The sequence below is a fragment of the Pseudoalteromonas sp. DY56-GL79 genome (genome assembly GCF_041414765.1).
Classification (GTDB): domain Bacteria; phylum Pseudomonadota; class Gammaproteobacteria; order Enterobacterales; family Alteromonadaceae; genus Pseudoalteromonas; species Pseudoalteromonas piscicida.
Genome location: NZ_JANHZS010000016.1, coordinates 38,954 through 64,470 on the forward strand (window position 1 = coordinate 38,954; position 25,517 = coordinate 64,470).

Annotated in this window: 32 protein-coding genes; 22 read left to right on the forward strand and 10 right to left on the reverse strand. The window is 45.1% G+C overall.

Going from position 1 to position 25,517, the window contains the following annotated elements:
- Positions 1-111 precede the first annotated feature (111 nt).
- From NO992_RS12910 to NO992_RS13010, 21 genes are all read left to right on the forward strand, one after another.
- Positions 112-1,020, forward strand: a complete 909-nt coding sequence (locus NO992_RS12910) for a baseplate J/gp47 family protein (protein WP_371377664.1) — start codon at positions 112-114, stop codon at positions 1,018-1,020.
- Positions 1,013-2,122: a phage tail protein I gene (locus tag NO992_RS12915; protein ID WP_371377667.1), complete on the forward strand. Its 1,110-nt coding sequence runs from the start codon at positions 1,013-1,015 to the stop codon at positions 2,120-2,122. Before NO992_RS12910 ends, NO992_RS12915 begins: the two co-directional genes overlap by 8 nt.
- The gene (locus tag NO992_RS12920; RefSeq protein WP_010378381.1) at positions 2,122-2,874 is read left to right on the forward strand and encodes a phage tail protein; all 753 of its coding nucleotides are present in this window, start codon (positions 2,122-2,124) and stop codon (positions 2,872-2,874) included. The genes NO992_RS12915 and NO992_RS12920 overlap by 1 nt, the downstream gene beginning before the upstream one ends.
- A gap of 9 nt (positions 2,875-2,883) precedes the next feature.
- Positions 2,884-3,711, forward strand: a complete 828-nt coding sequence (locus tag NO992_RS12925; RefSeq protein WP_371377670.1) for a hypothetical protein — start codon at positions 2,884-2,886, stop codon at positions 3,709-3,711.
- A gap of 2 nt (positions 3,712-3,713) precedes the next feature.
- Complete coding sequence (locus NO992_RS12930; protein ID WP_371377673.1) at positions 3,714-3,941, forward strand: phage tail assembly chaperone; 228 nt, start codon at positions 3,714-3,716, stop codon at positions 3,939-3,941.
- Positions 3,942-4,019: 78 nt separating this feature from the next.
- Positions 4,020-4,598, forward strand: a complete 579-nt coding sequence (locus NO992_RS12935) for a hypothetical protein (protein WP_010378386.1) — start codon at positions 4,020-4,022, stop codon at positions 4,596-4,598.
- Positions 4,595-5,284 carry a phage baseplate assembly protein V gene (locus tag NO992_RS12940; protein ID WP_371377676.1) on the forward strand — a complete coding sequence of 230 codons (690 nt, stop codon included), beginning with the start codon at positions 4,595-4,597 and terminating at the stop codon, positions 5,282-5,284. The genes NO992_RS12935 and NO992_RS12940 overlap by 4 nt, the downstream gene beginning before the upstream one ends.
- Position 5,285: 1 nt before the next feature.
- Positions 5,286-5,483: a hypothetical protein gene (locus tag NO992_RS12945; RefSeq protein ID WP_371377678.1), complete on the forward strand. Its 198-nt coding sequence runs from the start codon at positions 5,286-5,288 to the stop codon at positions 5,481-5,483.
- 9 nt (positions 5,484-5,492) lie between these two features.
- Positions 5,493-5,828 carry a GPW/gp25 family protein gene (locus NO992_RS12950; RefSeq protein WP_017218947.1) on the forward strand — a complete coding sequence of 112 codons (336 nt, stop codon included), beginning with the start codon at positions 5,493-5,495 and terminating at the stop codon, positions 5,826-5,828.
- A 135-nt stretch (positions 5,829-5,963) separates the two neighbouring features.
- Positions 5,964-7,127 carry a phage tail sheath subtilisin-like domain-containing protein gene (locus NO992_RS12955; protein ID WP_017218948.1) on the forward strand — a complete coding sequence of 388 codons (1,164 nt, stop codon included), beginning with the start codon at positions 5,964-5,966 and terminating at the stop codon, positions 7,125-7,127.
- Complete coding sequence (locus NO992_RS12960; RefSeq protein ID WP_010378397.1) at positions 7,127-7,636, forward strand: phage major tail tube protein; 510 nt, start codon at positions 7,127-7,129, stop codon at positions 7,634-7,636. The genes NO992_RS12955 and NO992_RS12960 overlap by 1 nt, the downstream gene beginning before the upstream one ends.
- Before the next feature lie 3 nt (positions 7,637-7,639).
- Positions 7,640-7,897 carry a phage tail assembly protein gene (locus tag NO992_RS12965; RefSeq protein WP_010378399.1) on the forward strand — a complete coding sequence of 86 codons (258 nt, stop codon included), beginning with the start codon at positions 7,640-7,642 and terminating at the stop codon, positions 7,895-7,897.
- Between the two features lie 5 nt (positions 7,898-7,902).
- Positions 7,903-8,028 (forward strand): hypothetical protein, encoded by a 126-nt coding sequence (locus tag NO992_RS12970; protein WP_017218950.1) that lies wholly within the window; start codon positions 7,903-7,905, stop codon positions 8,026-8,028.
- Positions 8,029-8,152: 124 nt separating this feature from the next.
- The gene (locus NO992_RS12975) at positions 8,153-11,311 is read left to right on the forward strand and encodes a phage tail protein (protein ID WP_371377683.1); all 3,159 of its coding nucleotides are present in this window, start codon (positions 8,153-8,155) and stop codon (positions 11,309-11,311) included.
- Between the two features lie 14 nt (positions 11,312-11,325).
- Positions 11,326-11,757, forward strand: coding sequence for a phage tail protein (locus NO992_RS12980; RefSeq protein WP_010378403.1), 432 nt, complete (start codon positions 11,326-11,328; stop codon positions 11,755-11,757).
- Positions 11,758-11,782: 25 nt separating this feature from the next.
- Complete coding sequence (locus tag NO992_RS12985) at positions 11,783-11,998, forward strand: tail protein X (RefSeq protein WP_010378405.1); 216 nt, start codon at positions 11,783-11,785, stop codon at positions 11,996-11,998.
- A gap of 1 nt (position 11,999) precedes the next feature.
- Complete coding sequence (locus tag NO992_RS12990; RefSeq protein WP_371377689.1) at positions 12,000-13,010, forward strand: phage late control D family protein; 1,011 nt, start codon at positions 12,000-12,002, stop codon at positions 13,008-13,010.
- A 274-nt stretch (positions 13,011-13,284) separates the two neighbouring features.
- Positions 13,285-15,234, forward strand: coding sequence for a LodA/GoxA family CTQ-dependent oxidase (locus NO992_RS12995; RefSeq protein WP_371377692.1), 1,950 nt, complete (start codon positions 13,285-13,287; stop codon positions 15,232-15,234).
- Positions 15,235-15,245: 11 nt separating this feature from the next.
- Positions 15,246-16,325, forward strand: a complete 1,080-nt coding sequence (locus NO992_RS13000) for an NAD(P)/FAD-dependent oxidoreductase (RefSeq protein ID WP_371377695.1) — start codon at positions 15,246-15,248, stop codon at positions 16,323-16,325.
- A 100-nt stretch (positions 16,326-16,425) separates the two neighbouring features.
- Positions 16,426-17,142, forward strand: a complete 717-nt coding sequence (locus NO992_RS13005; RefSeq protein ID WP_371377698.1) for a PAS domain-containing protein — start codon at positions 16,426-16,428, stop codon at positions 17,140-17,142.
- A gap of 168 nt (positions 17,143-17,310) precedes the next feature.
- The gene (locus tag NO992_RS13010) at positions 17,311-17,565 is read left to right on the forward strand and encodes a hypothetical protein (RefSeq protein WP_371377701.1); all 255 of its coding nucleotides are present in this window, start codon (positions 17,311-17,313) and stop codon (positions 17,563-17,565) included.
- Between the two features lie 27 nt (positions 17,566-17,592).
- On the opposite strand, the gene NO992_RS13015 is transcribed toward NO992_RS13010, so the two are convergent.
- Genes NO992_RS13015 through NO992_RS13025 form a run of 3 tightly spaced genes read right to left on the reverse strand, consistent with a single transcriptional unit; the run spans position 17,593 to position 18,774 of the window.
- Positions 17,593-17,835, reverse strand: a complete 243-nt coding sequence (locus NO992_RS13015; protein WP_371377704.1) for a histidine kinase — start codon at positions 17,833-17,835, stop codon at positions 17,593-17,595.
- Positions 17,836-17,868: 33 nt separating this feature from the next.
- Positions 17,869-18,183 carry a hypothetical protein gene (locus tag NO992_RS13020; protein WP_010378419.1) on the reverse strand — a complete coding sequence of 105 codons (315 nt, stop codon included), beginning with the start codon at positions 18,181-18,183 and terminating at the stop codon, positions 17,869-17,871.
- A complete protein-coding gene (locus NO992_RS13025; protein WP_371377707.1) occupies positions 18,184-18,774 on the reverse strand; it encodes a hypothetical protein in 591 nt (196 codons plus the stop codon).
- Positions 18,775-19,038: 264 nt separating this feature from the next.
- Between NO992_RS13025 and NO992_RS13030 the strand changes: the two genes are divergently transcribed.
- Positions 19,039-20,043, forward strand: coding sequence for a hypothetical protein (locus tag NO992_RS13030; protein WP_253107822.1), 1,005 nt, complete (start codon positions 19,039-19,041; stop codon positions 20,041-20,043).
- Here NO992_RS13030 and NO992_RS13035 read toward each other — a convergent pair.
- From NO992_RS13035 to NO992_RS13065, 7 genes are all read right to left on the reverse strand, one after another.
- Positions 20,015-20,740 (reverse strand): class I SAM-dependent methyltransferase, encoded by a 726-nt coding sequence (locus NO992_RS13035; protein ID WP_371377709.1) that lies wholly within the window; start codon positions 20,738-20,740, stop codon positions 20,015-20,017. The two genes, NO992_RS13030 and NO992_RS13035, sit on opposite strands and share 29 nt — an antisense overlap.
- An 18-nt stretch (positions 20,741-20,758) precedes the next feature.
- Positions 20,759-21,712 carry a tyrosine-type recombinase/integrase gene (locus NO992_RS13040; RefSeq protein ID WP_371377712.1) on the reverse strand — a complete coding sequence of 318 codons (954 nt, stop codon included), beginning with the start codon at positions 21,710-21,712 and terminating at the stop codon, positions 20,759-20,761.
- Between the two features lie 161 nt (positions 21,713-21,873).
- The gene (locus NO992_RS13045) at positions 21,874-22,392 is read right to left on the reverse strand and encodes an ester cyclase (RefSeq protein WP_371377715.1); all 519 of its coding nucleotides are present in this window, start codon (positions 22,390-22,392) and stop codon (positions 21,874-21,876) included.
- A gap of 12 nt (positions 22,393-22,404) precedes the next feature.
- On the reverse strand, positions 22,405-23,343 hold the full coding sequence (locus tag NO992_RS13050) for a polysaccharide deacetylase family protein (protein ID WP_371377718.1): 939 nt from the start codon (positions 23,341-23,343) through the stop codon (positions 22,405-22,407).
- Between the two features lie 2 nt (positions 23,344-23,345).
- A complete protein-coding gene (locus NO992_RS13055) occupies positions 23,346-23,897 on the reverse strand; it encodes a YbhB/YbcL family Raf kinase inhibitor-like protein (RefSeq protein WP_010369584.1) in 552 nt (183 codons plus the stop codon).
- Entirely contained in the window at positions 23,894-25,015 is a 1,122-nt protein-coding gene (locus NO992_RS13060) for an alkene reductase (protein ID WP_371377721.1), read from the reverse strand. Before NO992_RS13060 ends, NO992_RS13055 begins: the two co-directional genes overlap by 4 nt.
- Before the next feature lie 13 nt (positions 25,016-25,028).
- Positions 25,029-25,448, reverse strand: coding sequence for a lactoylglutathione lyase (locus NO992_RS13065; RefSeq protein ID WP_371377725.1), 420 nt, complete (start codon positions 25,446-25,448; stop codon positions 25,029-25,031).
- Between the last annotated feature and the right edge of the window lie 69 nt (positions 25,449-25,517).

Genomic DNA, 25,517 nt, shown 5'->3' on the forward strand with positions numbered 1-25,517 from the left:
TGTTTTACTCCCTAAAAACCAGTAAGATAGACCTATGCTTGAGAAAGTTAACAAGCACACAGGTTTCCAATTTCCAAGACCCACAAGCAAGTATTTGCTGTGGGTTTTTTTATGGCGCAAAGCGAGGAGGTGATGATGGCATTTGAGCGATTGGACTTATCGCAGTTGCCCATTCCTAAAGTATTAAAACCCTTAAACTTTGAGCAGCGTCTAGAAGCATTAAAGCAAGCATTGCTGCAAAAGGATAATGCACTCCAAGAGGTAGTAAACTTGGAAAGTGAGCCTCTGACTAAACTGTTAGAAGTCATGGCATATCAAGGACTGACTCAGCAAAGCATGCTAAATGACGCAATAGAAGCGAACTTGCTCGCGAGTGCTTCAGGGAGTGATTTAGACGCAATCGCAGCGAGGTTTAATGTTGCCAGGCTTGGGAATGAGGATGATGAGCGTTTAAGAGCGAGAACGCAACTGGCGTTTGATGGACTGAATACCGCAGGGAGCGCGGCCTCTTATCGCTTTCATGCATTGTCGGTGAGTAATGAGATTTGCGATGTGCAAGTTCATAGTCCGAGGCCATGTGAAATAGAACTAACCGCCTTGAGTCGAATAGGGAAAGGTACACTAAGCGCGGAGCTGCTGAATAAATTACACATCGCCTTTACCCCTGAATCGTCAACACAGCCTGAAGTCTCTAAAGTGAGACCGCTTGGCGATAGAGTCACAATCAAGCAGCCACAGATATTGACGTTTAACATTGCAGCGGAACTTGAGATTTTACCTGGCCCGTCGCCTGAGGTGATTGTGGACAGTGCCTCGGCCGCGCTCGACGCTTACTTAACTGAAAGACGTCAGCTTGGTAGGCAGATCACGCGAGCGGGCATTAGCAACGCTTTGTTTTTGTCAGGTGTTGAAAACATTAGGTTGGAGTTGCCAAGTGAAGACATTATACCTCTAGATATTGAGGTGGCGTATTGTCAGCAAATGGATTTGCGGGTAAAGGTGGGGGGGCAGGATGACTAAGCTTTTACCTCATAATGCGTCAACGTTAGAGCAGTGGTTAGAAGAGCTGCAAGCCAAGCCTCGAACTATCCGAGCAGTCTTGTTAGCGGCCTTAAAACTTGAGCAGCGCAGCGGTGATGAGCTAGTAGAAATCGCGCGTTATCTCTCATTGACTGAGTTCAGTTGCCTTGATTTACGCAGCGCACTTAAACGCTTATCAAGTAATAAGCTGCTGCCAATTATTTATTCTCAAGTGTTTTTCCCAAGAGATGCACTTGAGCGGCTAGCGATAAGTGTCGGACTAAGTGGACTCTCCCTCAAGGATGATGAAGCACGAACCCAATTGCGTGATGCTTGTGTACTAAACGATACACGGCTGCTCTTAACTAGTCTTTGGCAACCAGAGCTTTGCCCCGAGCCTTTATTGCCTTTTTTGGCGTGGAACTACTCAGTGGATGAGTGGGATGAACATTGGCCTGTGGCGATTAAACGCCAAGTCATTACTGATGCGTTCACGGTTCATCAGTGCAAGGGGACCCCATTTGCGCTGCAAAAAGCGCTCGATAGTCTCAATATTGAAACCGAGATCAAGGAATGGTGGCAGCAGGAAGATGGTTTGCCTGGCACTGTACAGATCTGGGCGCTTATTAATCAGAATTTGGACGACCGACAACAAGGATTGTTGACCTCCCAGATGCTCAAGCGTATTCGCCGTGTGGTAAACGCAGTGAAACGCGGTGCTATCCATGTTGATTTACAATTGGGTATTGCACTTAAAGAGCAAATTGGTGCAGCAGGTATTGGCAAAGCGCCTTTGGGTCTGAGCAATACCCAAGTGTTGGGGTTAGGGGTAAAACCTGAGCAAGGCAAAGCCGCATTAGGGGCATGTGGCCATATAAATCACTATGGCTATCAAATGTTAAATACCGAAGGCGCAGGCGTTTTACCTAGTGAAACGCAGGCGAGTTTAGGTGTGTTTGCGGTTGCAAAACAGCTGAATGCACAAATGCATATCAGCCAAGGAGTGGGCATTCATCCTGATGAGTTAATGCAAGGAGTGGTACTCGCCAGTGGTATGCACCGACTTCAATATCAACATTATCATTTACAAGGAGCGACTTAATGTCTGCACTAACGCTGCAGTTTACCCATGCGGGACTTGATGCCCTACTCAGCGCTCAAGCGCGAGGCTTTAAGGGACAAATCAGCCATATGGCGTTTGGCGATGCCGCTTATACGCCATCACAAAATCAAACTGAGCTACGCAGCCTTAAAGAGCGTGTAGCTATTGCCGACAGCGACTATCAAGACGGTGAAAGTACGAGCCTTAAAATTGCAGGCAAATTCGACGCACCACTTGAATATGCCATCAGAGAAATTGGTGTTTATTTAGATAGCGGCGCAGTAGACGCAAGCGGTGAGCCGGAACTGATTTTGCTGGGGGTTTACTCAAAAGCCAACACCACACTTGGTTACCGCACACCTGACGTCAAAGTACTACAGTGGTTAACGTTAAGTTTGGCACAACTGCCTAGTGAGAGTATCGAGGTAAAGCTAGGAGTCGACAATCTCAATCTGATTGTTGACAAAGAGTTGGCCGAAATGACGCTAACGCAGCTAGATACCATGCATCGGCAAATCAAACAGGAATTTCGTTTGCAACAACAGGAAACAGCGCTAAGTGAGCTGAAACAATTGCTCACCAGTGAAGTGTCAAGATTAGATACAACACATGCCGCTCGGCTAGATAATCGCGTAGCAGCATTCCATGGCTTATTTAACGCAGAACTTGCCAACGTAACAACGGTACAGCTAGACACCATGAACCGCCAAACCAATCAAGAAATTAGATTGACCAATCTTGAGCATCAATAAGGAAACACTATGTCAAATGACAATTTAACCATGACGGAGCGCCTGAGCCAGGTTGCCACACGTGCCAATGCACTGTGCCAAACTGTTGAAGATCAGGTTGGGATTATTCAAAGTACTTTATCGGAAACGGTGACGCATACTAAAAATCTAGTAGCGGGTGAAATTACGAGTATTAATAATCAATTAGAGCAAGCCGAAGAACAGTTTAATCAATGGAAAGGTCAATATACTCAAGAAATTAACGGTTTGCCAGTTACTGTAAATGGTAGTGAAAAGAGCTTCTTTTTTCGAGGTTACTTAAGTGCTGGTAGTTATTCTTCAGACGCAACAGGTCCTGACTCTGACTTTCCAAGATGTGGTACACCAAAGCCTCCATATTACGTAAACATGCTAGAGTTTTCTGGCAATGGTGGCTTTGGTGGACAAGGCGACTATTTTAAGTTGGACTTCATTATGGCTCATAGGGGCATGTTCGCCTCACCTCACTATGCAGATCAAATTCAGTTTACGGGGACGTCATATCATGACTGTGTATCGGGTCAGCTTGAAATTAAAAAAGTATCTAGGAATGGTGCTCTGAAGTTGTTTATTTCAGAGCCAGATAACGAGGCTCAAGAAATTGAAATTTCTAAAGATTTGGAAGGGGCTACGATCCCAATCTATTTTAGAAAAATAGGTAAAGGGTACAGTGGGCTAGCTCGGATCACCATGAAAGTAGATACGCGTTATCATTGTGGTGCAACTAAGGCGGTTACTGTGAGTGGAAAGTACACATCAAGTAATGGCCAACCCTGTGCCGATCGGATTACTCATACACAACCTAGTTGGGAGAACTAAAAATGTTAGATCAAGTGAGCATTGAAGGAACTGAATTCGATGAATGGGAAACAGCACGAGCTTTGCGTGATGCCTACCTCAGAGCTACGGATTGGATGGCATTAAAGTATCAAGAAATGGATGGCCAATTACCTCAGCCTTTAAAAGACTATCGTCAGGCTTTGCGAGATTTGCCTCAAAGTTTTGAATCTCCGGATCAGGTCGTTTGGCCGACAAAACCTGAACTCTAAAATCCCTAACCTTCTTTCGGGCGCTTCGTCCATCTTCGGCTTTTTAATTTAGCCAATTTATAATTTGAGAGCACAACTATGCATCGACAAACCTTGATAGCTAAGGTGTTGGCGTGCCTGAGTGCCGGTCTGTCTGAGCTTGCTCAAGTTGATTTACTAAAAGCAAGCCAGCCACAACCGGATTTAACAGAGCGTGCACAGCTTACCCTTATCCCAATCGCTGAGCGACAAGCCAGTGAACTGCAAGCGAAAGGCGCCGACAAAGGCGTGACTTATGGGCCTGCGTACAATAAAAACCTGAGCCCAAATGCACTCGACAGACGAGTGATGACTTTGCAGCTTGAACTGGCGCTTGAAGAGGCTGATGCCTCTGCGTTGATAGCGCGGTTGGATAACTTGGTCAGTGCCGCTGAGGCTTCGATTATAAAGGACGAAACGCCCGTCCCTTGGCAACACTTTATTTGTGAAAAAAGCAGTTTTAGTTATAGCAACCAAGTCAATTCAATGCTCGCTAAGGCGACGTTGACTTGGCAGTTTTATTACCAAGTTGAGTACCCTGAGGAGGCCGGTGTTGAGGTAACAGAAGTGTATCTTGGCCCACATGGTGGTGAGCATCGCTTAATTTACAAAACCCCAGAAGAAGGACCGATAGCGTGATAGCCAATCAACATTTTTCAGACTTAGCCATGTCCGACTTACAGCAGCGTCTTACTAAGTTAATTAGCCTAGGAACGGTGCATGAAGTGGATTACGAAACGGCGACCGTCAAGGTCAAAATGGGTGATTGGATCACGGCAAAGTTACCTTGGCTAACGGCGCAAGCTGCTCATGATATGACTTGGCAAGCACCTGAAGTTGGTGAGCAAGTGATGGTGTTATCTCCCTGTGGAGATACTTCCCAGGGAGTAGTACTTGGCAGCTTGTATAGTCAAAAATTTGCGCCAAAACAATTGGGAGTATCGCCTGAAAATCGCCCTGATGTTCATAAGGTTCAATATCAAGATGGCAGCTCAATCACGTATGACCGAAAGAGTCATCGTTATCTGATTGATATTCAAGGAGCGGATGCCACTGTGGATGTGCTTTCAGCAGGGACGCTGAATATTACAACAGCCAAAGACATCCGAGTAGAAACACGAGCTAATGCGACAGTATTGAGTGCAAAAGATGCAACTTTGAAGTGTGATGGGAGTGCTTCTGTTCAAGCGGGGGGGGACGTCAGTGTTGAAGGAGCAAGTATTGCTCTTAATGGTGGCTCCCCTTGTGTGACTACGGCACATGTTTGTCATTTTACTGGCAGTCCTCATGGTGACGGCTCATCTACAGTTACAGCGGGGAAGTGACATGGCATTAGATGCAAATGCATTAGAAAACATGATCAAAGCGGAGCTTGAAGCTGAGGGTTTTGTGTTGGCAGGTGTGCATGCAGGAGCTGGCAAACTGGCTACTGCGATTGCTAAAGCCGTAGTTGAACATATGACTCAGGCTGCGGAGGTTCCTGTATCAGGAGGCTCCAGCGCGGGTATTTACAAAGTGACTTAAGGAGTCGTCATGATAGGAATGAATGCCAAAACGGGCAAGCCGCTCGGTGGTGTTGAGCATCTAAAACAGAGTATTCGCGATATTGTGACCACACCGCTTGGGAGTCGTGTGATGCGACGCGATTATGGCTGCGGCTTATATGAGCTTGTAGATAGGCCTTTTTCTCACTCTTTGGTGGGGGATATTACTATGACCATCGCCAATGCACTGGAGAAATGGGAACCACGCTTTCAACTTGATGGTGTTGCGGTACATCCAGCAGGTGAGGGCAAGTTGTCTATCGAAATAAAAGGATTGTATTTAATCAACGGGGAGCCTGTCACCATCGAGGGTATCCAGATCTAAGTCATTTTTTATCCACCTTATCCGTTAGGTATAAGGTCAACAAACGCTAATTTATATGAAGTTATTAGGGCCATACAAGGCAGCTTGTGTGGCCTTTTTTATTCTCTAACTGACATGTCTTTAAAGGAGATAACTATGTCAAAATTTCTACACGGTGTAGAAGTCATTGAGGCGCAATCCGGCACGCGTCCAATCAAAACAGTAAAAAGCTCAGTAATTGGTGTGATTGGTACTGCACCTAGTGCAGATCCAGAAAAGTTTCCACTTAACACACCTGTATTGGTTGCTGGTAAACGTGCTGAAGCTGCACCGTTGGGTACAGAAGGAACACTACCAGCGGCAATGGACGGTATTTTTGACCAAGCTGGTGCGGTAGTCGTTGTGGTTCGTGTCGATGGCGCTGATGAAGCGGCAATCATGTCAAACATGGTTGGCGGTGTGGCAGCAGACGGTTCTTATGAAGGTGTGCAAGCTTTTCTTGGTGCTGAGTCAGTACTTGGGGTAACACCACGTATTCTTGTGGCGCCAGGTTATGCGCATCAACGCCCTGAAGGTAATCGTAACCCAGTCATCACAGAACTTGTGAATGTGGCTGAGCGTCTTCGTGCGGTTATCATCGCAGATGGTCCAAACACAAACGATGAAGATGCAAAAGCATATCGTGCCGACTTTGGTTCGCGTCGTGTGTTCGTTGTTGACCCTCATGTCAAAGTATTCCGCGATGGTAAAACAGAAGTTGAACCTGCAAGTGCACGTGTTGCGGGCATGATTGCAAAGTCGGACAACGACCGAGGCTTTTGGTGGAGCCCAAGTAATACCAATATGAACGGTATTGTGGCAACTGCGCGCCCAATCGACTTCCAGCTGGGCGATGCTAACGCACGTGCGAATATGCTGAACGAAAAAGAAGTGTCGACCATTATTCGTCAAAACGGCTTTAAGCTTTGGGGTAACCGTACTTGTTCTGACGACCCTAAATGGGCATTCCTGTCAGTGGTACGTACCGCAGATATGATCAACGACTCACTACTGCGTGCGCACATGTGGGCGGTTGACCGCAATATCACCAAAACTTACATCGAAGATGTTACGCAAAGTGTTCAGTCATACCTAGATAGCTTAAAAGCACAAGGTGCAATTCTTGGCGGTCAAATTTGGGCTGACGAAGAGTTAAACACACCGGCCAATATTCAAGCGGGTAAAGTGTATTTTAGCTTTGACTTCACGCCGCCAACACCGGCTGAGCACATCACCTTCAAGAGTATTCTAACTAACAACTACCTAGAGGAAATCGTATAATGGCAATCTCTCCAAAAATTCTTAAAAAATTCAAGCTGTTTGTAGACGGTAAAGGCTATCTAGGTATCGCTGATGAAATCCAGCTACCAAAAGTAACCGTAAAAACTCGCGAAGTGACGTCGGGTTTTCAAGCGCCGGTTGAGCTTGATGTTGGCCAACTTGAAAAGCTAGAAGGCACAATCACGTTACTTGAATACAACGCTGACATGATGAAGCTACTTGGCGATTGGAGCGGTGCGACAACGCCATTAACGGCTCGTGGTGCAATCCAAGCGCAAGGCGAAGCGCCAGTACCTGTAGTGGTAACGCTTGAAGGCTTCTTCAAAGAAGTGGATATGGGCAGCTGGAAAGATGGCGAAGAAGCTAAGCTTACGCTGCAATATGCAATTCAGAAGTACAAGCTACAGATCGGTCAAGATGTGATTTACGAAATTGACCTATACAACGACGTTCGTACCGTTAATGGTAAGGACCAAATGGCAGCACTTCGCGCAGCAATCGGAGCTTAATCCATGAAAGAAATCATTACCTTAGCATTCCCAATTACGGTCGATGGGCATGAGTATGCAGAACTGACAATGAGACGACCAAAAGTACGCGATCGGTTAATGGTGGATAGAGCGGATATCAGCGAGTCTGAAAGCGAAATTCGTTATTTCTCGCACTTATGCGAAGTTTCTCCAGATATCATCGAAGAGCTTGATTGGAGTGATTTTGTGAAGCTGCGAGAAACGCTACAAGCTTTTCTCGTGTCCCGCCAAAGCGCTTAAAAGCCATGGTTATCGCTCTGGCCAAATATACTGGCTGGGGCTTGGCCGAACTCAACGCGCTGACTGAAGATGAACTCATCGAGTGGTTTGAAGCAGCGCTTGATTACAAACAAGCGACAGAAGCGGGCTAAACCGATGACCGCAACCGCCCCTTAACCCTTTAAGGGGCGCATTTCCATACTTTTAGACGCTTTAGCTTAGGCCTCAGCTTAAGCTAAAGCGTTTCACTTTTCTCTATCTTCCTCAGGTAACGCCATGATAAAACAAGGTAAACAGGTTCGTTCACGAGAGGCGAACAAAGTCAAAAATAAGTTGCCGCAGGTAACTTCGCTTGCTAACCAAGTTGCACATTTAGGTAGTCTAGTTGCAAAACTCAACGCCAATTCTGCAACCAGTGCGCAGATACAGCAATTAATCTCCATCATGACTCAACTTAATGCCAGCGCGGTGTTAAGCCCACAGGCTTCGTTCTCAGTACCTGAGTTTCAGGCACCTGCCACTGGTGAAAATGCTTTGCCTAATAGTCAGTTGGTTCAGCAGGCTGAGCAGGTCATGTTGGCGTTGCCTGATTCTTTACAAGATGCAATAAGCGGCTTGTCTGAACGGGTTGCAGAACTGGATTTCAGCGCCGCAAGCCAAACCGTACAAGTTGAATTGACGGCATTAGCCGAACAGGTTCCTTCACTTTTTAACGCAATTTCCGTTGCACCAGCCGTGACTGCGGCGACAAATGCATCGAAGCAAGGTCAATCTGTAATCGATGCTCAGCAGCAATTTTGCCTAGATGCAGCGTCATTGGGTCAAGCTTTGCCGGACTTTGCATCGAGTTTAGATTTAGCTGCTTTGCCAAAGCAACTGCTCGAAACAGGCAATTTGTTGAGCAATATTGAGTTTGCAGAGGTACTCAAAGGAGAGCTTGGTTCGCTAACAGAAGCTGCTCCTGCGTTATTAACTCAATTTGGCTTTGACGATGCGGCAAATGTGGTTACGCAGTTTGCGCCAGCTGTGAACCAATTGGATATTCCAGGACTTATTCAAGGCGATTTACAAAGTTTGCAGCAGGCTTTACCAAGTTTGTTAGAAGCCGTTGATCTAAAGGCATTGAACCAAACTCTTGCGCAAGAAATACCGGCGCTTGCTCAACTTGACTTAGCGGGGCTTGCTAATGGTGAGCTGGGGTCGTTGGCCGCAACGTTGCCAAACTTACTTGAGGCGGCGGGACTTGATGGTGCCGCAAACTCGGTATCTGCGGCTTTGCCAGCGCTACAACAATTGGACTTAGGCGCAATTGCAGATGGTGATATCCAGTCGTTGCTACAAAGTGCTCCGGCATTATTAGATGCATTGGATATGCAAGGTGCGTCGCAGGCTTTTGGTTCAGTTCTTCCTATCGCTGAAAAACTCGATTTTAAGGGTTTAATGGATGGTGAGCTGAGCAGCTTAGTGGATGCCGCACCTGAAGTGCTTAGAGCATTTGAACTTGGCGATGCTGCGGATAAGCTACAAGCTGCGATTCCTGGCTTAAAACAACTGAATCTCAAGCAAATTGCCAGCGGTGACGTATCGAGCCTTATGGCGGCAGGTCCTTCGTTACTAAAGGCATTTGAATTAGACGGTGCAGCTGGCGTACTCGAAGGCGCATTACCGGCATTAGAAAAACTGGATGTCGACGCGATTTTAGGGGGCGACATCAAGTCACTTGTAAGTGCAGGGCCTGAACTGTTGAGTGCATTTGGGCTAAACGATGCGGCAAGTGTACTTGAGCAACACGCTGATCTACTCTCCAATATTGATTTAAAAGGCGTTCTCAAGGGAGATCTATCTTCTCTTACCAACAGCTTACCAGATTTATTTGGTGAGTTTGGATTAGACGGTATTAGCGATGATTTATCTGAGTCGTTTACTGAGTTAGAAAGTGATGTTGAAGAGAAGAAATCTACGCGTAAAAAAGGACGCAAGAAGCGAGGCAGAAAGCGTAACAAGCGAGCTAGGTCTTTTAATCTCGCGGATCAACAAGGAGCATCGGCGGATCGCGAGCACAAGCCGCGCAAAATCAACAAACGAAGCGCCAATAAACCCGCTTTGAAACTGTTGGACGGCGGGAAAGCCCCTAGCGTAAAAGCACAGTTAGATAGTCAAGCATCGCAACCAAAGTCCAAAGCAAAAGCCAAAAAAGTCAAAATGATGGCTGCCGCAAATGATGCTAGTTATCAAAAGCTTGGCAGTTTCTCTCCAGCTAAAGGTGGCAAACTTGGTCAGTTATTCAAGGGGTCTAAAAAGTTACTTGGGCGTGCGGCTGCACCGCTTAGCGTGGCGTTAGGGGCATTCGATGCGTTCACGGCATTAACTGATGACACGTTAACGACTAAAGAAAAAACCACTCAGGTTGGAGCGGCTGCGGGTGGCGCAGGCGGCGCACTCGCTGGCGCCGCAGCAGGCGCGGCAATTGGCTCGGTTATTCCTGTGGTTGGCACTGCAATCGGTGGCTTAGTCGGTGGTGCACTCGGCGCGATGGGCGGTGAGTCAATCGGAGGTTGGTTTGGTGACAAACTTGGTGGCTGGTTCTCTGACGATGCTCAGGACTCAGCGTCAGGCACCTCAAGCCCTTCGGTGACAGAGCGCTTGCTCGATAGCGCAACGAGTTTTGCCACTATGGGGCCGCTGGGCTTAATTAGCGACACCCTCGGTGGTTGGTTATCAAAAGGCGATGAACACGTTGCGCAAACAGACAACAAAACGGCTGCGATTAGTACGCCTCAACACGGTGAAGCAACAAAAAGCAATGCACTCGACTTTGTTAAAAATAATGTCATTAATGAGCTGAATTTAGCCACCGGCACGGCTGCTGCGTTTGCTGCTAATCAGGGGACGACAACCGGCAAAATACACGGCGTCAGCAAGGCGGGTGATTTGGCAGGCAGAGCGCTAAACGCACACACGGTATGGGAAACGCTCAATAATGATGGGCTTTCTGTTAAAGAAAAAGCGGCTGGCATTGGTAGCACGCTAGGCGGCATGTTTTCTGCCGATGCTGTATCTGGTGCACTGTCAAAGAGCAAGAATCCCTATGTGAGAATGGCGGCCCCTATGGCGGGTTACCTTACCAACAACATGGTTGGTGATGCCATTAAAGGTTGGTTTAGCGATGACAAAACATCAGCCACCAATGAGGCTACAGCACCAGATCCGAATAGTTTAAATCAACAGAATGTGAGTGCGAATAAAGCATCTGAATATTCATCGGCGCCGCAGCCGAGCGCAGCATCGGTAACGGTGAACGCCAATATTACAGTCAATGCAAAAGATGGCCAACAGGCTTATGAGGTTGCGCAGCAAGTGAAGCAAATTTTGGATCAGCAACAACAACAAGCTGAGCAAGAGCTTAGTGCTCGATATTACAATCAAGTGGCATAACGATAGAGGACTAAATGAGCAAAGTTAATCATGCTAAACATATGATGCAACTGGGAGACTACAAGTTTTCAGTAAGCACCGCAGCGTTTAATAAGCTCCAGTACGATTCTCAATATCGCTGGGAAGCCCACAAATCTCAGACTGATAAGGACTCTCCGCCGATGCAATTTATTGGCGTAGGAGAGCAAACCTTAAACATTGAAGGGGTGATCTTCCCGCAAATTGTGGATAACGGCTTGAAGCAGTTAGACATGATGAGAGATGAAGCCGCCAAAGGGGAGCCGATGACGCTGGGCTATGTTGAAGAAAGTGGGAAATCTAGTCCAAGCGTAGGACGCGTGATGGGTAAGTGGGTCATCAAACGGATAAGTGAAACGCGGACCTTATTTTTTAATGATGGGATCCCACGAGAAATCCAATTTTCAATGGAGCTCAGCCGCTATTAAGCGCGCTGGGTGCTAAGGAGTCGTTATGAGCAAAGGGGTAACTTATATTACGCGAGATGGCGATTGTCTCGATCTCATCTGTTTTAAGCACTATGGCCGCAGTAGTGGCATGGTAGAAAAGGTGCTAGAAGCCAATCATGGCTTGGCAGAGCTTGGGCCAATTTATTCGGAGCAGATCAGTATTTTTCTTCCCGAAATCGCTAAACCTACTGTGTCTAAAGTGATCAATATTTGGGATTAATATGGACTTACAACCGCATTATTCTATTAAAGCAAATGGCAATGAGGTATCAAAAACACTGAAGAACCGCTTAGCTGAGCTCAGTGTTACAACACGCACGGGGCTTGCGAGTGATACCTGCTATGTACGATTTGATAATTTAGCTGACGCGCCCATTGCCTTACCTGCACCAACGGATCAACTAGAAATTGCGATGGGATATAAAGAAGGCACCAAAGATCAGAGTGCTCCTTCAACCAAATTAGGTATTTTCGAAGTGGGGGCTTATGAGTTGACTGGCCCCAATCGCTCGTTGACATTTTATGGTAATAAAGTGCTGTGGGATCAAGACTTTAAAGCGCTAAAAATACGCTCATGGCCAGAGCAGGGTAAGGATGAGCCGCTGATGCTGGACAAGCTTATCCAAGACATTGCCGGTGAGTATGGACTACAGGCAAAAATAGGTGATGCCTTTCTGGACCGAGAGATACCGCACATTGAGCAAAGTGAAAGCGATATGCAATTGCTAAGCAAGCTTGCCGTGCAGTTTGATGCAATCATGAAGATTGCGGATGACAAGCTTATATTTATGGCTAAAGGCACCGGAAAGTCGTTAACCGGCCAAGCTTTACCTAGCGTGACGGTAAGTAAAAAGCAGCTGGTTTCATGGCAGCTTAATGCTAACCACAACAAGTTAGTTAAAGGGGTGCAAGCTTATTTTTACGACAAAGCGTTAGCGCAAAAAACATTGGTAAGTGTCGGTGGCGTTTCACCTAAAACCACACTCTCTTACGTTTACCCTAATGAGGCCGAAGCACAAACCGCGGCGACGGCCATGTTACAGCGTTTAAATCGAGCGCATACCAGTGTGCAGCTTTGTGTGGTTGGCGACCCTAACTTACTAGCAGGTGGCGTGATAACTATCGAAGAGGTTGACGATAATCTCAACGGTGACTGGTTTGTCTGTGAGGTCAAGCATGTAATTAATCACGCCGGCTTTAAAAGCTATTTAGTATGCGAAGCATTAGGTTAAGTTAAATCCCACATTTCTTATACCAAGCGTCTGCGATTATCGCGTTGAGCGCTTCCTTCCTTAATTTTTTCCTTTCTCCCTGTGTCCCGCACAGGGTGTATTTTTATCTCATCCATCACAGATGAGATATCCCCCTTTCTCCATGTGGGCCATCCTCATTTTGAGGCTCTGGCCTCTTTCCTATCTGTAATTCGATGTAATGGTGTAAGTCAGAAATAGCTTCTACACTGCAGTAATGCTTCATGAATTGAACTACTGCAAAAAGGATTACAACATGTCACATCACTGCAATCAAAATCCCATTGTTTCAGCTGCGATATACCCACCCATTGGTGTAATGCGGGTTGGTAACAGCCCTGATGAATTTTTTATTGGCCCTGAGGTCGATACCGCCATTCCAAGAGATATGAATTACTATCGCGATAGCACGGGAGCGTTGAAGCGCCAAGCCGCGCGTTTTCGTATTTATGGATTGGACGCCGAGGGCAACATCGTTAAAGAGCTCACTTGCGACGATGGTGCTTCTATCATTTGGCATGCACGCTTGGCTAATCAAAAAGCATCTTGGTATGAGTTTCAATTAGCGTTGGATATTCCAGAGGCGGCTGAAGCCGAGCCGAGTTTACTGCGCAACCTCAATGTAAACGACCGTAACAGCTTGCTCATAGATGGTGGGGCGCAGCAGATCAGTGGTATTGCTTCTGGGTGCGGTTGTAGTCGCTTTGAAGGATACTTTGCCGGTAAAAAAGTGTACTTAGGCGAAATGCGTACCGATGATAAGGGCCGCTTACTTATGCTAGGTGGACACGGAGTGTCAGAAAATCCTCAAGGCCACGAGGCGATCACGTTCGGTAATAATGAAGGCTGGTACGACGATACTTCGGACGGCCCTGTAACTGCTGAGGTTAAATATCAAGGCAAAGCACTTGATGTGAAACCTGCATGGGTTATTTGTGCGCCACCAGATTACGCGCCAATGCAAAAATCTCCGCGAACCATGTGGGATTTAATGCGTCAGGTTGCAGTTGATGCCAAGATGCTACCAGCACCGAAGGGTAAACCCTCCTTTAGTAAAGACATTCTGCCAATTTTCCAAAGGTTAACCGATTTACAATGGGTTAATGCGGGATTTGCCGCAGGGTTTGGCTGGAATAGCCCCTTTGATTTTACTTCAGAGACTTGGATCAGCCGTTTAAATGGCAATTCATGCACATGGCAAGAAGCAAGGCGTAATCTCTTTAATAACTTTAGACAGATAGAAAAAGTTACCACGGCGGATGAAAAACATAGTTGGAACCCTAAATTTGCCGCTACCGCTCCGCAGTTGTGGCCCTGGTTGTACGGCGATGCGATGAGTGTAGATGCCGATGACTCGCCAAGGCAGTTTGTCACCCTCACAGAAATTCAGTTGAATATGTTACAGCAGTGGTCGAATGGCGAATTTGATTCTGATTACGACCCTTGTTATTGCCCCCCAACCAGTATTGATGAAATTCCGGTTGCTGAGCAACCAGATATGTTAACTAAAGCGGCGATGGAGTTCTGTTTAGCGGATGCTTTCCACCCTGGATGTGAAATGACTTGGCCAATGCGTACAGCAGGCATGTATAGCGAAGCTTTCCGCCTTAAGCATTCAGAGGATACTGCACCGACCCACGGCACCAATTATGGCGTGGAAATGACATCAGAAATCGCGTTGCATTCGAGCGGCCCGTTAAAAACGGGGCAGGTTGCTGGTGGCATTACGCGTTGGATGGCCATTCCTTGGCAAACAGACACCGCGAGTTGTCGAGACGGCTATAATCAAGCCTATGATCCGTACCTCCCCACTTTTTGGCCTGCGCGTGTACCAAATAACATGTTGAATGAGCGCAATTATCAAACCGTGGTTGATGAGAGTCAGCCATTTGATACTCGTCAGAGCGCATTTAACGACCGTGAACTGTGGCTAAATGATTTACCGATACCTACAGACACTGCACCCGCGGATCTTTACCAAGCGCAAATTAACAGCATGGTTAGGCATTTTGCAGATCTCGCGGTGGTGCTACCAAAAACAGAACCCGGCGTAACGGGCTTTCCTACCACCATGCAAGTGGGCCTAACACCTGAAAAGCCAGCGCTAAAAGCTGAGAAAATGATGGTAATGAACACCCAAGGCATGGGTGACCGTCGTCCTGATCTGTCACAAACCGACAAAGCACATCGCCGGAATCGCAAATAATAAGGGCTAATATGGCTGAAAGGAAATCGGATATTGTCATTGTAGGTGCAGGCATTGCAGGATGCATTGCTGCACTTGCTTTGTATCCTCACTATCAGGTGATAGTAGTCGATAAGCTCGCCGCAGCCAAAGAAAAAGTGGGCGAGTGTTTACCGCCAGCGGCGTCTAGAATTCTCAAAAAGCTTAACTTGTTGCACTTACTACAAAGCCCGGAACATCTCACTTGTCACGGTATGATTTCGTTTTGGGGTAGTGAATCGCCTACCATAGTGGATAACGTTAAAAACCCCGATGGTTTGGGGTGGCACATTCATCGGCAGCATTTTGAACAGCAGCTTCGTGATCAATTAGTGCTTCGTGGTATCCCTTTGTTATCTTCTACAAAGCTCACTGATGTGGTGCAAACACAATCAGGGTGGCAAGTTAGGGTTGAAGGCTGCGACACTGACATGTCTATCACGACAACACTGCTTATTGATGCCACCGGTCGCGCCTGTCATCTGGCGAGGCGACTCGGTGCAAAACTACAACAGTTTGATAAGCAAATAGCACTGTGGCTTACCGCAGAGGTTGCCACGACGAAACAGTTTGCGGTGATAAGCGATGAAGAAAATGGCTGGTGGTATAGTGCACCGAGCGCGGCATGCTCTTCACTCGACTCCAATATGCAGCCGCGGGTGTTTTCTTGGCAGGCTTGCGCTGATGCGATCAAAAAGTGCAACATCACCAGCGCTCGAGATTTTTTAGCAAAAGTAAAGCAGGTGAGGGGGTTTAACACCTTAGTGGACTTGGTGAATATAGAAACAGCACACCTGCATCCAATGGTAAGTGCAAATTCGGCCCGTTTGGATAGTTGCGCAGCAAAAGGCTGGTACGCGGTAGGTGATGCGAGCATGAGCTTTGATCCACTCTCTTCGCAAGGCATGTTGCACGCCATGACCAGCAGCATGCAACTTGCGGATATGCTGCTTTTGCACGGCATGGATTACAAACATGGCGCAAAACTATATCAGTCGCAAATGGATAGAGTGTGGATGCGCTACCTTGAGCATCGACAGCACTTTTACGAGGGGTCAAAGTTAATCGGTTAACAGGTATTATTGTTTTGATGCTGAAAAAGTAGCAGGTAACGATAATTGAGCTACTGTTTAAAGGTATATAAATAAGCCGTGTTTGGTTTAAGGAAGCTATATGCCTATCCAGCAAGATAACATTGAAGAAACCTTGTTTTTCAGCCAGTTACTAAAGCAAACCTCAGCAATAGAATTATTAAAACAAGTACTTATGCATTCTCATCATGCGGTGGTTGTCACTGATGCAGATAGGGAAAATGGCTACCGCATCGTCTACGCCAATAAAAAGTTTTGTACGCATACGGGTTATGAGCTCGCAGAGCTTGTTGGCAATTCTCCGGCGATTTTACAAGGGCCTAAAAGTAATAAAAGCGTTATTGCTAAGCTAAGCGATGCCCTTGAGCGCAACGGCTTTTTCTACGGCTCCTCTATCAACTATCGTAAAGATGGCAGTATGTATCCGGTAGAGTGGAATATTTCCGCTATTCGTAATGAACAAGGGGAGGTGACACATTATATTTCGATGCAAAAAGACTTAACTAATCTGCGTCGACTCGCAGAACAAATCCAAGAGTCGACAGAAGTCTTTAAGAAGTTTTACTTTAAAATCTCACATAATCAGGCATTTGTTGGGCCTGAAGCGCGACGCCAAAGAGATCGAGGAAAGATTGCGCCAGAGGCAATTGAATTGTTTGATGAAACCCTCGAAGAGCTCAAGAAAAATGAAAAATTACTCAACGGTAATTTACGCTCAGAAGCCGCCAATGATCTATTCGATGATGCTTTTTTCGATATGGGCCCAGACGACCTCGGAGCATTTTCAAGTAAATTGTAAAAAGAGGCGGAATCTGCCAGCGAATTTTGGCTTGAGTGTCCGATAGAAGGCGATGATGTTGCATGTTTACTTGAAGCCGTAGAAGAGGTAGATGCCGAAGTTGGCCTTATTCAAGCCAACGGATATTCACAGCAACGTATTGAACTAATTGTAAAATTGTACAAAGAATTGGCTAATAGCTTGTATTTTTGTGTTGAGTTTAATGATGGCGCGTTATTAATTGATGAGGTTGCAGAATGTTTAACGGCGCATTTGCACGATAAAGATATTCCCGTTGAGATGCTGGTGATGTTTAACAAAGATTTGTTTGTTTGGATTAAAGAAGTGTTTGAATCGAAAGAATGCGACAACATCTATAGTGGTGAAACCAATACCATTGCTGCTGGCCGTCAGTTGATTGCGATGCTTAAAATGTCTGAATAAATGTTGCCTAGAAGTGGCGATGAACACTCACCTATTCTCTGCCGTCAGTGGAAGCTGAATATGAGCAATTGCGCCTTGTGCTTGTTCAAAATCGACTTGATTTTCTTGCGTGGTGGGAATTTCTATCAAGGTTTGAGCAAGTGACTTAATCGGCGAGAGAGAATTATGAATCTCGTGGCTGAGTACTCTGATCATTTTTTGCCAAGCGTCGCGCTGAGCTTGGCTGATAACCGCTTGCACATCGGTCAGGATCACCAAGTGTGCCTGCATGCCTGCAATGGTAAGCTCACTATAGCGAAGCTGTCACTCATCACCTAGAGTAGGGTGGTTAAAGCGCCAATGTCTACTATGATACTCAAGGCTAAACTTATGCGCTTTTAACAAACGCTGGCTTTGCCATGGTTTGCCAATCCAATTTGAGAAGGCTTCATTGGCATGCACCAAGGCGGTATTGTTATCGAAAATTGCGATGGGGCTGGGCAGTTGCTGCAATACCCCTTTGATCCCAGCCCGTACGGTGAGCTTATTCACCCTATCTTGAACCAATAAAAATACTTCATTACAGGCATCAATATTCGACTGCGCAAGCTGCAGGTTGGCTTTGTGTAAGGTCTGCAATTATGATATTCGCTGTTGCTCAATATTAATGCGACGTTTCAGCTGGCGATGGGTAAGTACCGCGCGTTGGTAGTCGAGTTTAGAAACAACTCCATCTTCAACCAATTCTCCTTGAGCGGTAACCTCCAGTTCGGCACTTTCTAACTCAGATCTCAGAATTTCCAAATCCGCCTGATGAGACAGCAGTTCTCGTTGTTGATTGATATCGAGTTGTAGATATTGGTCTTGCGATTGCGCCAAACTGCGTTTGGCATCTTTTAAAGATTGGGCCAAATTTGCATCTTGTAACCTCATGATGATGCTGTCGGGATTAACTTGTGCACCCGGGCGCAACACAATTTCTTCAACCGTGGCATCGCTTGCGGCACTTATCAAACGCGGCGTTTTCGATTTAAGCTGTCCATATCCAGATACACTGACCTCTAAATCCCCTTGCTGGACTTCTGCAATCCATGTTTTCGCTATGGGCAAAGATGCCTGCGCTGAGGACTTTATTAGCAGCCATATAATAACTACGGCGAAAATGGTTCCGCCAACAGCCCACAACCAGTTAACCTTGTTGCGCTTTTTATATTCGACTTGTATATCCATGTTGATATCTCTGGTGGAATGAAGGTTGTTATTACTCAGTAGATAACAAGTCGCATGCCAAAATTTAATTAACTGAAATTATTGAACTTTTTATTTTGTCTGCTTGCATGGAAGGAGGCTTTTTGCGGTTTCGAAAATAAAAATTGTGGTTTTGGGATGAGTTAGCACAGCACTTTTGTTGAATTTATGTAATTTTTTGTTGCAGTTTGGTCCGTGGTCTGGTTTTATTTGGCATGGAAAAAGATGTAAGGATAACTACTAATTATGAATCTCAATTCACACTATTCATTAGAAAGAGTTGTGAGCTCTAAAGATCAAAAGTATATCGAAGGATTATCGATATACTCTAGGTACACACACCCTGCACTTAGAACGGAAACTAATACAATTACTTATTGGCTAGATAACTATAACAAAAAGTTTGATGATGAGTTCCATGTCCTTGTTTTTTCAAATAATGAAATAGTTATTGGCTATACTCAACTAACCTATTTCGTTGAAGAAAATATAGTTGTTATTGACTATATATCCATAGATGAAAGATATAGGAAGAACAATACCTTTTTTGAGTTTGCAGATCAGCTTGCCCAGTATATTGAGAGTAAATTTCCCAGCTCAAGCTTTTCCGTTGTAGAGCTAGCCTTGATAGATCAGCCTTATCATCAAAGTGATAATTTTGAGTTGATGAAAAAGCTACTAGGCATGATTGGATTTTATGAGTTGGATCTTGATTATTGGCAATTAGAGCTTTCAGCTAGCAATCATGAAAGCAAGGTTCCTGCACATTTATTTTTAAATCCTAGGCCTCTTCATTGTAGTTTAAGGAAAGAAACCGCATTGGATTTACTACACATGCTGTATATTAAACATTACTCAAGGTGGTTTGAAGTATACGAGGAAGATAAAGTTATTTTATACAAGGAAAAAGCTCAAGAGCTTTATAGCACCGCAAAGACCTCTCTCGTTGATGATGTTTATTTTAAAGGTGGGAGTGATAAAGCATATGAAAGTATAGTAAAGACAACAACTGCACAGCCTACTCAACATTTAGGTCTATCGGTGAAATTGACTTTCTTATTTTTGATATTAGCGTTGTCTTTAGTGTTTTTTATTAAAAAAACAGAAATAGATAAAGATGATTTCTTTTACTTTTATGGTTTTCTTTCCATTAGTTTCGTCTTTTTTCTTTCTTTGTTCTCGTCGCGTGCACTGGAGGTACTAAAAGTTGTATCTAAAACCTTCAGCGACATTTTAAAAGGAAAGCCATAAAGTTACATCCACCTCTTTTTAGTATGTTAACCCTTTGAAAAAAATGATCTAACCTGGAGAGTTTGGAAGATAGTTTCGGATTGCCTGTACTTCGTAAGAGCAGTGTGGATATGATATGTATCGAGTTGCTCTTTTTCTCTAACAAGTCAAAACTGTGTAAAATTGAGTTTATATAATCAATAGAATAAAGCCAAAGATGTTCGCTTTCTCCATTATAAAAGGTGTGGATCGGAGTTACACTTTCCTTGTACTTGTCTGTAAATATAAATTCATAACTATTACTAGTTTCGTATTCTAAAACTAAAGCTCCACCTTTTTTTGTTACTCGACTAAGCTCTTTAATAGCAAGATGTGCATCAACATAATTTAGTACCGAACCTACACATATTACAATATCAAATGACTCATCAAAAAAAGGAATATTTGTCACAGAGCCTACTATTGATTTGTCCTCAAAACTCAATAAATTCTCTGCTATATCTAGATGATAAATAAAATCACCAGATATTCCGTAAGAGTTACCTCCAGAGCCAGCCAGTAATACTCTTTCTGATAATTTAACACCATCTTCAATGCTTAAATAATCGTATAAATACTGTTTAATTCTTCTGTAGGTGTGATAGTGCCATTGATCGGAAATATCCCAGATATTCTGAAGCTTATTATACTTATCTCTTACATCACACTCTTCAATCATAATTAGTAGTTATCCTTACTAACTAGCAATTCGTTTCCTTACATTGGCTTTAGTGATCTTCTTTTGCAGAGCATTATCGGTAACATGGGTATAAATTTCCGTGGTTGAGATACTACTATGTCCGAGCAACCGTTGAACGAAGCGAATGTCGAGGCCTGATTCAAGTAGTTCGCATGCTGCGCTGTGCCTTAGCATGTGTGGAGTGACTTTGAGTTGGGTGTATGCTTGTTGACTAAGTTTTTTGATTAGTTTGCGTAAGAATTGCGTTGAGGCGGGTTCCCCGCGGCTATTAATCAGTAAATGATCGCAATGTGGTGCGCAAATAGCGCGGCTTTCAATATAGTTCTTGAGTAATTTGGCTATTTCTTGATCTGTGAGATACACAAACCGTTCTCTGGCTCCCTTACCTAAGATTTTAATCTTCTTTTCGTTGATATAGATGTCAGTTAAACAAATTCCAGCAAGCTCAGAGACGCGGATCCCTGTGCTAATCATAAGTTCTAACGCGATGAGTGAAGTAAATTCATTTAGCATGCGCTTTTGACTGATGCTATATGTGTTTGATGATTCTACCCATAAGTTTTTACAGTTTTTTCTGGCTTGTTTGAGCAAGCGTTTCAAGTCTGAGTGTGGTACGTTTCTTGGTAATCTTTTGGGTAGCTTAATGTCTAGCTGAAATTTATGAAAAGGATTAAGCTCGATGAATTCCTCTCGCTCAAGCCACTGGAACATAGCCCTTACACACGCCATTTTGCGCTTTATTGATGTGTTTGATAGCTCGGAATCAACTAGAAATTGATGGAACTGTGATAAGTCTACTTTGCTAATATCTTTAATGCTTTTATTTTCATCAAGTGCCTGCATAAACTGCTTTAAGTCAATTTGATATGCTTTCAAGGTGTGATCTGAGAGTTTACGTTTATCTTTACACAGGGAAATGAAATGTTGAGAAAGTTGGTTTATTGATTGCACTGCGATAAATCTACTTTTGCTAATACCTAATTTAATGACCGTATTAGAACAGATTGTTGATAAAAACTGTATACAATCAACGGATTTAAAGGAGTGTAGAATACAAGCCTATTTGTTAAATAGGCTCCAAGTCGGAGCCTCGGTATTATGACAATAATTGTTTATTCGTTAATCTGCATTTGTTCAAAGAGCGTATGGTAGTCTTCTAGATGCCAATTTTTAGTGATTTTCTCACCATCAACGTAGTAAACATCGACGGCTCGAAAATCAATGGCTTGATCTGCTCCTTGGTGCTCACCAAATTGGCCGCTGAAGTGTCCAAAAAAACGTAGTCGTACCGTGACAAATGAACCACTGACTAGTAAGTGTTCGACTTCTGCTTTCAGGTCTGGCACTGCGCGACGAAATCCTGATGAGGCTTCTAGCACGCCTTTCAAGCCCTGCTTTCTACCTCTTGGTAATGTCATATCAGTAAATGTGTTACTTAGTGCCTGTCTCGCAAACTTAGTGTCTCCACTGTGCCAAAAAGCAGCGTATTGCAATGCGGCATTCGCGGCTATTTGACATTGTACTGAGTCACAAATTTGCGCAACCTTTGCTACGGGTAACCCCTCATTGGGTGCTGCTAATGCTACAGTCGCACTGACACTTAGCGCTAAAATTAAAGCATGTTTAATCATTACCGAGCACCTCTAAAACACTCGCTCTGGGTTGGTTGGTACGTCTTGCTGCTTTAGAGTCCATTTCGCGATGTCTATCTTGCGCATAAACTTAACCTTTGGGTGCGATTTCGCGTAGCGAATAAAGTCGTCAAGTGCTTTTACGCGAGCAGGGCTGCCTGCGAGCCTGTCGTGTGCGCTGATAGACATCATCCGGCGATGGGATTTTCCTTCTTCATAAAGCACGTCAAACTCGTCCTTTAACTCTTGCAAATAGGCTTTTGCTGTCATTGCGGAACTGCCGCCATAGCGCACGATATCGTTATTTCTAAAGGTATAAGGCACCACCACGAAGGGTTTACCATTGACTGGAGTAAACGAAGGCTCATCCCGAGATAAATCATCAATATGATAGACAAAGCCAAGGGACTGCAAAATAGTTAATGTTTGCTCAGAATGGCGCATCCAAAACGCATTAAAGCCTTGTGGTCTTTGCCCTGTGATCTTTTCAAGCACGTCTGCACTGTGAATATAAGACGCGCGTTCTGCTTCGGGTGTCATCGAGTATTGTGGTGTCCAGTTTTGTCCATGACCTGAAATCTCATGCCCCTTTTGAGCCACCATTTTGGCAAGTTCAGGATTGAGCTCTGCAGCTTTTCCTACCATGTGGGACGTCACTTTGATGTTGTGCTTATCCCAAAGCTTAAGCAATCGTGGGATCCCTTCATTCATGCCATACTGATACCAAGTAAGAGCGACGGTGTCGGGGTAGCCTGCTTCTTGCTGAGGAAATGGCCCTGGATCGCTTGGGTCTTGTGCGGTTGCTTCAAACTGCATGGAGATAGAGATCACCAGTTGAGCATCATCAGGCCAGTAATTGCCAGACTCTACTTCAGCGCCGTGGGCTGTGCCTGCAAGCAGGGCGGTTGCTGTTAGTAGTGCTCGAATACTTGTGGTCAACGTGGTACGCATGGTTATTCTCCTGCGGCTCTTGGGCCTGCATACACAGAAAGTGTTGCCTGCGCTAAGCTATGCTGGTGGATAAAAAATCCAGTAAGTGGTGCCGTTGCACCAGCTGGCACGGGGAGTGTAACTACATCTAGCGCATGCACGGTAAAGGTGTATTTATGCTTGCGACCAATAGGCGGGCACGGGCCAAAGTACCCAGGCTTTCCTAAATCCGTATTACCTTCAATGGCTTGGCTTGGTAAAGTTTCTGCGAGCCTCGTGGTGTCTTTGGGCAGGTTATACACTTGCCAGTGCCAAAATCCGCTGCCGGTTGGCGCGTCTTGATCGTAAAATGTCACCGCAAAGCTCTTGGTTTGTTTAGGTGCATTTGACCAAACTAAGGTTGGCCGTGTGCTGTTTCCCTCGCAGCCAAATTGATCCCAGTATTGAAATGGTCGAATAGATTTTTCGGCAACAAGATCTGGGCTTTCTAGTGTAAACTCAGGTGCTGAGATTGCATTGGTTGCACCGAGTAATGCCATAGAGGCTAGGGATAAGTTCAGTAATAATGGTTTCATATTGCACCTTTTGCTCTTAATTGTTGAAAATCTGCATAGTCGGTGTAGCCCTGCTCGCTACCACCAAATAAAGGCGCATCAGGGTTGATTGGACTCAAAGGTAATTGATGAATCAGACGGTATACGAGATCTGGGTTGGAGATAAATTTGCGACCAAAAGCCACAAAGTCGACTAGGCCTTGTTCAATAAGGGCTTCGGCTTGCTCTGGCTCGTAATTTCCCGCCACAATAATGGCGCCGTGAAATTTTCTTCTTAGTGCTTGCCTAAAACTCTCCGTCACGACCGGCGCATCATCCCAGTCTGCTTCAGCTAAGTGCACATAGGCAATGCCTAGGCGGTTAAAGTGCTCCGCGGCGAGCAAGATAGTATCAATGGCCTCTTCGTCTTGCATGCCACGTTGAGTAATAAAAGGCGCTAATCGGATCCCTACTTTTTCAGGCCCAATTGCTTGGCTAATCGCGGTGATAACTTCAACCGCAAAGCGAATTCGGTTTTCCTTCGAGCCACCATATTGATCATGACGTTGATTAGAGCTGCGGCGTAAAAACTGGTCAATTAAGTAGCCGTTACCAGCGTGGATCTCAACGCCATTAAACCCTGCCATCATGGCATTTTCAGCCGCATGAACATAATCTTCGACTATGCTCTGTATTTCTTGGGTTGCCAGTGCACGTGGTGTTGGGCAATCGACCATTTCACCCACTCCTTTTTCATTGACTACCCACACTTGTGCGTCAGGCGCGAGTGCTGAGGGGGCGACGGGTTGGCCATCTTCATGAAAAGTGGAGTGAGACATACGACCAACATGCCAAAGCTGACAGAAAATACGGCCACCTTTTTGTTGGACTGCATGGGTGATTTCTTTCCATCCAGCAACCTGCGAAGCAGTATAAATTCCGGGAGTAAATGAATATCCTTTGCCCTGACAAGAGATTTGTGTGGCTTCACTAATGATAAGCCCTGCCGAAGCTCGTTGGGCGTAGTACTTTGCCATCAACTGGTTTGGAATATCTCCTGGTTGTGTTGTTCGAGAGCGGGTCATTGGTGCCATCAAAATGCGGTTTGGTAAGATTAAATTACCGAGTTTTTTCTGCGTAAATAACAATGGATCAGACATAGTATTCTCCTAATTATTGGACAAGTGAGTTGATGTGGCGTGGAAACAGCACTTCAATTTTTAGAGATTCAGGTGCAAAGATAAAAACCTGATGCTCATTGCTAATAGGGACATCTCGTTCCACGTAGCGAACGCCAAAATGCTCTAGTCGGGCGATTAAGCCGGGGTAATCGTCACCACGAAATGCAATATGATCTATGTTGCTAGTACTCATGCTTGTGTTTTGCGCAGAACCAAGGTATTCAGCCTGTGCTTGGGTATGTGGTGATTGTTCAACCAGATGAATGAAAGGTTGCTGTTGGTCGCCATAGAACCACTTTCCTGGAAATGGAAAAGGTGGACGTAAGCCTTCTTTAAGCCTAAGCACCTGCTCAAAAAAGGTCGCCATTTTTGCCATGTCATGTGATCTAAACAAAAAGTGATCTAACTGCATGGTGTGTTACCTCCATTGGTGTTAGCGATTTATGCGTTGAGAACAGTCTATTTGTTTATTAATATTTGA

What these genes read in the sequence shown, in the direction of transcription:
- NO992_RS12910 (WP_371377664.1), top strand. Translation starts at nt 112, where the DNA reads ATGGCGCAAAGCGAGGAGGTGATGATGGCATTTGAGCGATTGGACTTA.
- NO992_RS12915 (WP_371377667.1), top strand. Translation starts at nt 1,013, where the DNA reads ATGACTAAGCTTTTACCTCATAATGCGTCAACGTTAGAGCAGTGGTTA.
- NO992_RS12920 (WP_010378381.1), top strand. Translation starts at nt 2,122, where the DNA reads ATGTCTGCACTAACGCTGCAGTTTACCCATGCGGGACTTGATGCCCTA.
- NO992_RS12925 (WP_371377670.1), top strand. Translation starts at nt 2,884, where the DNA reads ATGTCAAATGACAATTTAACCATGACGGAGCGCCTGAGCCAGGTTGCC.
- NO992_RS12930 (WP_371377673.1), top strand. Translation starts at nt 3,714, where the DNA reads ATGTTAGATCAAGTGAGCATTGAAGGAACTGAATTCGATGAATGGGAA.
- NO992_RS12935 (WP_010378386.1), top strand. Translation starts at nt 4,020, where the DNA reads ATGCATCGACAAACCTTGATAGCTAAGGTGTTGGCGTGCCTGAGTGCC.
- NO992_RS12945 (WP_371377678.1), top strand. Translation starts at nt 5,286, where the DNA reads ATGGCATTAGATGCAAATGCATTAGAAAACATGATCAAAGCGGAGCTT.
- NO992_RS12950 (WP_017218947.1), top strand. Translation starts at nt 5,493, where the DNA reads ATGATAGGAATGAATGCCAAAACGGGCAAGCCGCTCGGTGGTGTTGAG.
- NO992_RS12955 (WP_017218948.1), top strand. Translation starts at nt 5,964, where the DNA reads ATGTCAAAATTTCTACACGGTGTAGAAGTCATTGAGGCGCAATCCGGC.
- NO992_RS12960 (WP_010378397.1), top strand. Translation starts at nt 7,127, where the DNA reads ATGGCAATCTCTCCAAAAATTCTTAAAAAATTCAAGCTGTTTGTAGAC.
- NO992_RS12965 (WP_010378399.1), top strand. Translation starts at nt 7,640, where the DNA reads ATGAAAGAAATCATTACCTTAGCATTCCCAATTACGGTCGATGGGCAT.
- NO992_RS12970 (WP_017218950.1), top strand. Translation starts at nt 7,903, where the DNA reads ATGGTTATCGCTCTGGCCAAATATACTGGCTGGGGCTTGGCCGAACTC.
- NO992_RS12975 (WP_371377683.1), top strand. Translation starts at nt 8,153, where the DNA reads ATGATAAAACAAGGTAAACAGGTTCGTTCACGAGAGGCGAACAAAGTC.
- NO992_RS12980 (WP_010378403.1), top strand. Translation starts at nt 11,326, where the DNA reads ATGAGCAAAGTTAATCATGCTAAACATATGATGCAACTGGGAGACTAC.
- NO992_RS12985 (WP_010378405.1), top strand. Translation starts at nt 11,783, where the DNA reads ATGAGCAAAGGGGTAACTTATATTACGCGAGATGGCGATTGTCTCGAT.
- NO992_RS12990 (WP_371377689.1), top strand. Translation starts at nt 12,000, where the DNA reads ATGGACTTACAACCGCATTATTCTATTAAAGCAAATGGCAATGAGGTA.
- NO992_RS12995 (WP_371377692.1), top strand. Translation starts at nt 13,285, where the DNA reads ATGTCACATCACTGCAATCAAAATCCCATTGTTTCAGCTGCGATATAC.
- NO992_RS13000 (WP_371377695.1), top strand. Translation starts at nt 15,246, where the DNA reads ATGGCTGAAAGGAAATCGGATATTGTCATTGTAGGTGCAGGCATTGCA.
- NO992_RS13005 (WP_371377698.1), top strand. Translation starts at nt 16,426, where the DNA reads ATGCCTATCCAGCAAGATAACATTGAAGAAACCTTGTTTTTCAGCCAG.
- NO992_RS13015 (WP_371377704.1), bottom strand. Translation starts at nt 17,835, where the DNA reads ATGCAGGCACACTTGGTGATCCTGACCGATGTGCAAGCGGTTATCAGC.
- NO992_RS13025 (WP_371377707.1), bottom strand. Translation starts at nt 18,774, where the DNA reads ATGGATATACAAGTCGAATATAAAAAGCGCAACAAGGTTAACTGGTTG.
- NO992_RS13030 (WP_253107822.1), top strand. Translation starts at nt 19,039, where the DNA reads ATGAATCTCAATTCACACTATTCATTAGAAAGAGTTGTGAGCTCTAAA.
- NO992_RS13035 (WP_371377709.1), bottom strand. Translation starts at nt 20,740, where the DNA reads ATGATTGAAGAGTGTGATGTAAGAGATAAGTATAATAAGCTTCAGAAT.
- NO992_RS13045 (WP_371377715.1), bottom strand. Translation starts at nt 22,392, where the DNA reads ATGATTAAACATGCTTTAATTTTAGCGCTAAGTGTCAGTGCGACTGTA.
- NO992_RS13050 (WP_371377718.1), bottom strand. Translation starts at nt 23,343, where the DNA reads ATGCGTACCACGTTGACCACAAGTATTCGAGCACTACTAACAGCAACC.
- NO992_RS13055 (WP_010369584.1), bottom strand. Translation starts at nt 23,897, where the DNA reads ATGAAACCATTATTACTGAACTTATCCCTAGCCTCTATGGCATTACTC.
- NO992_RS13060 (WP_371377721.1), bottom strand. Translation starts at nt 25,015, where the DNA reads ATGTCTGATCCATTGTTATTTACGCAGAAAAAACTCGGTAATTTAATC.
- NO992_RS13065 (WP_371377725.1), bottom strand. Translation starts at nt 25,448, where the DNA reads ATGCAGTTAGATCACTTTTTGTTTAGATCACATGACATGGCAAAAATG.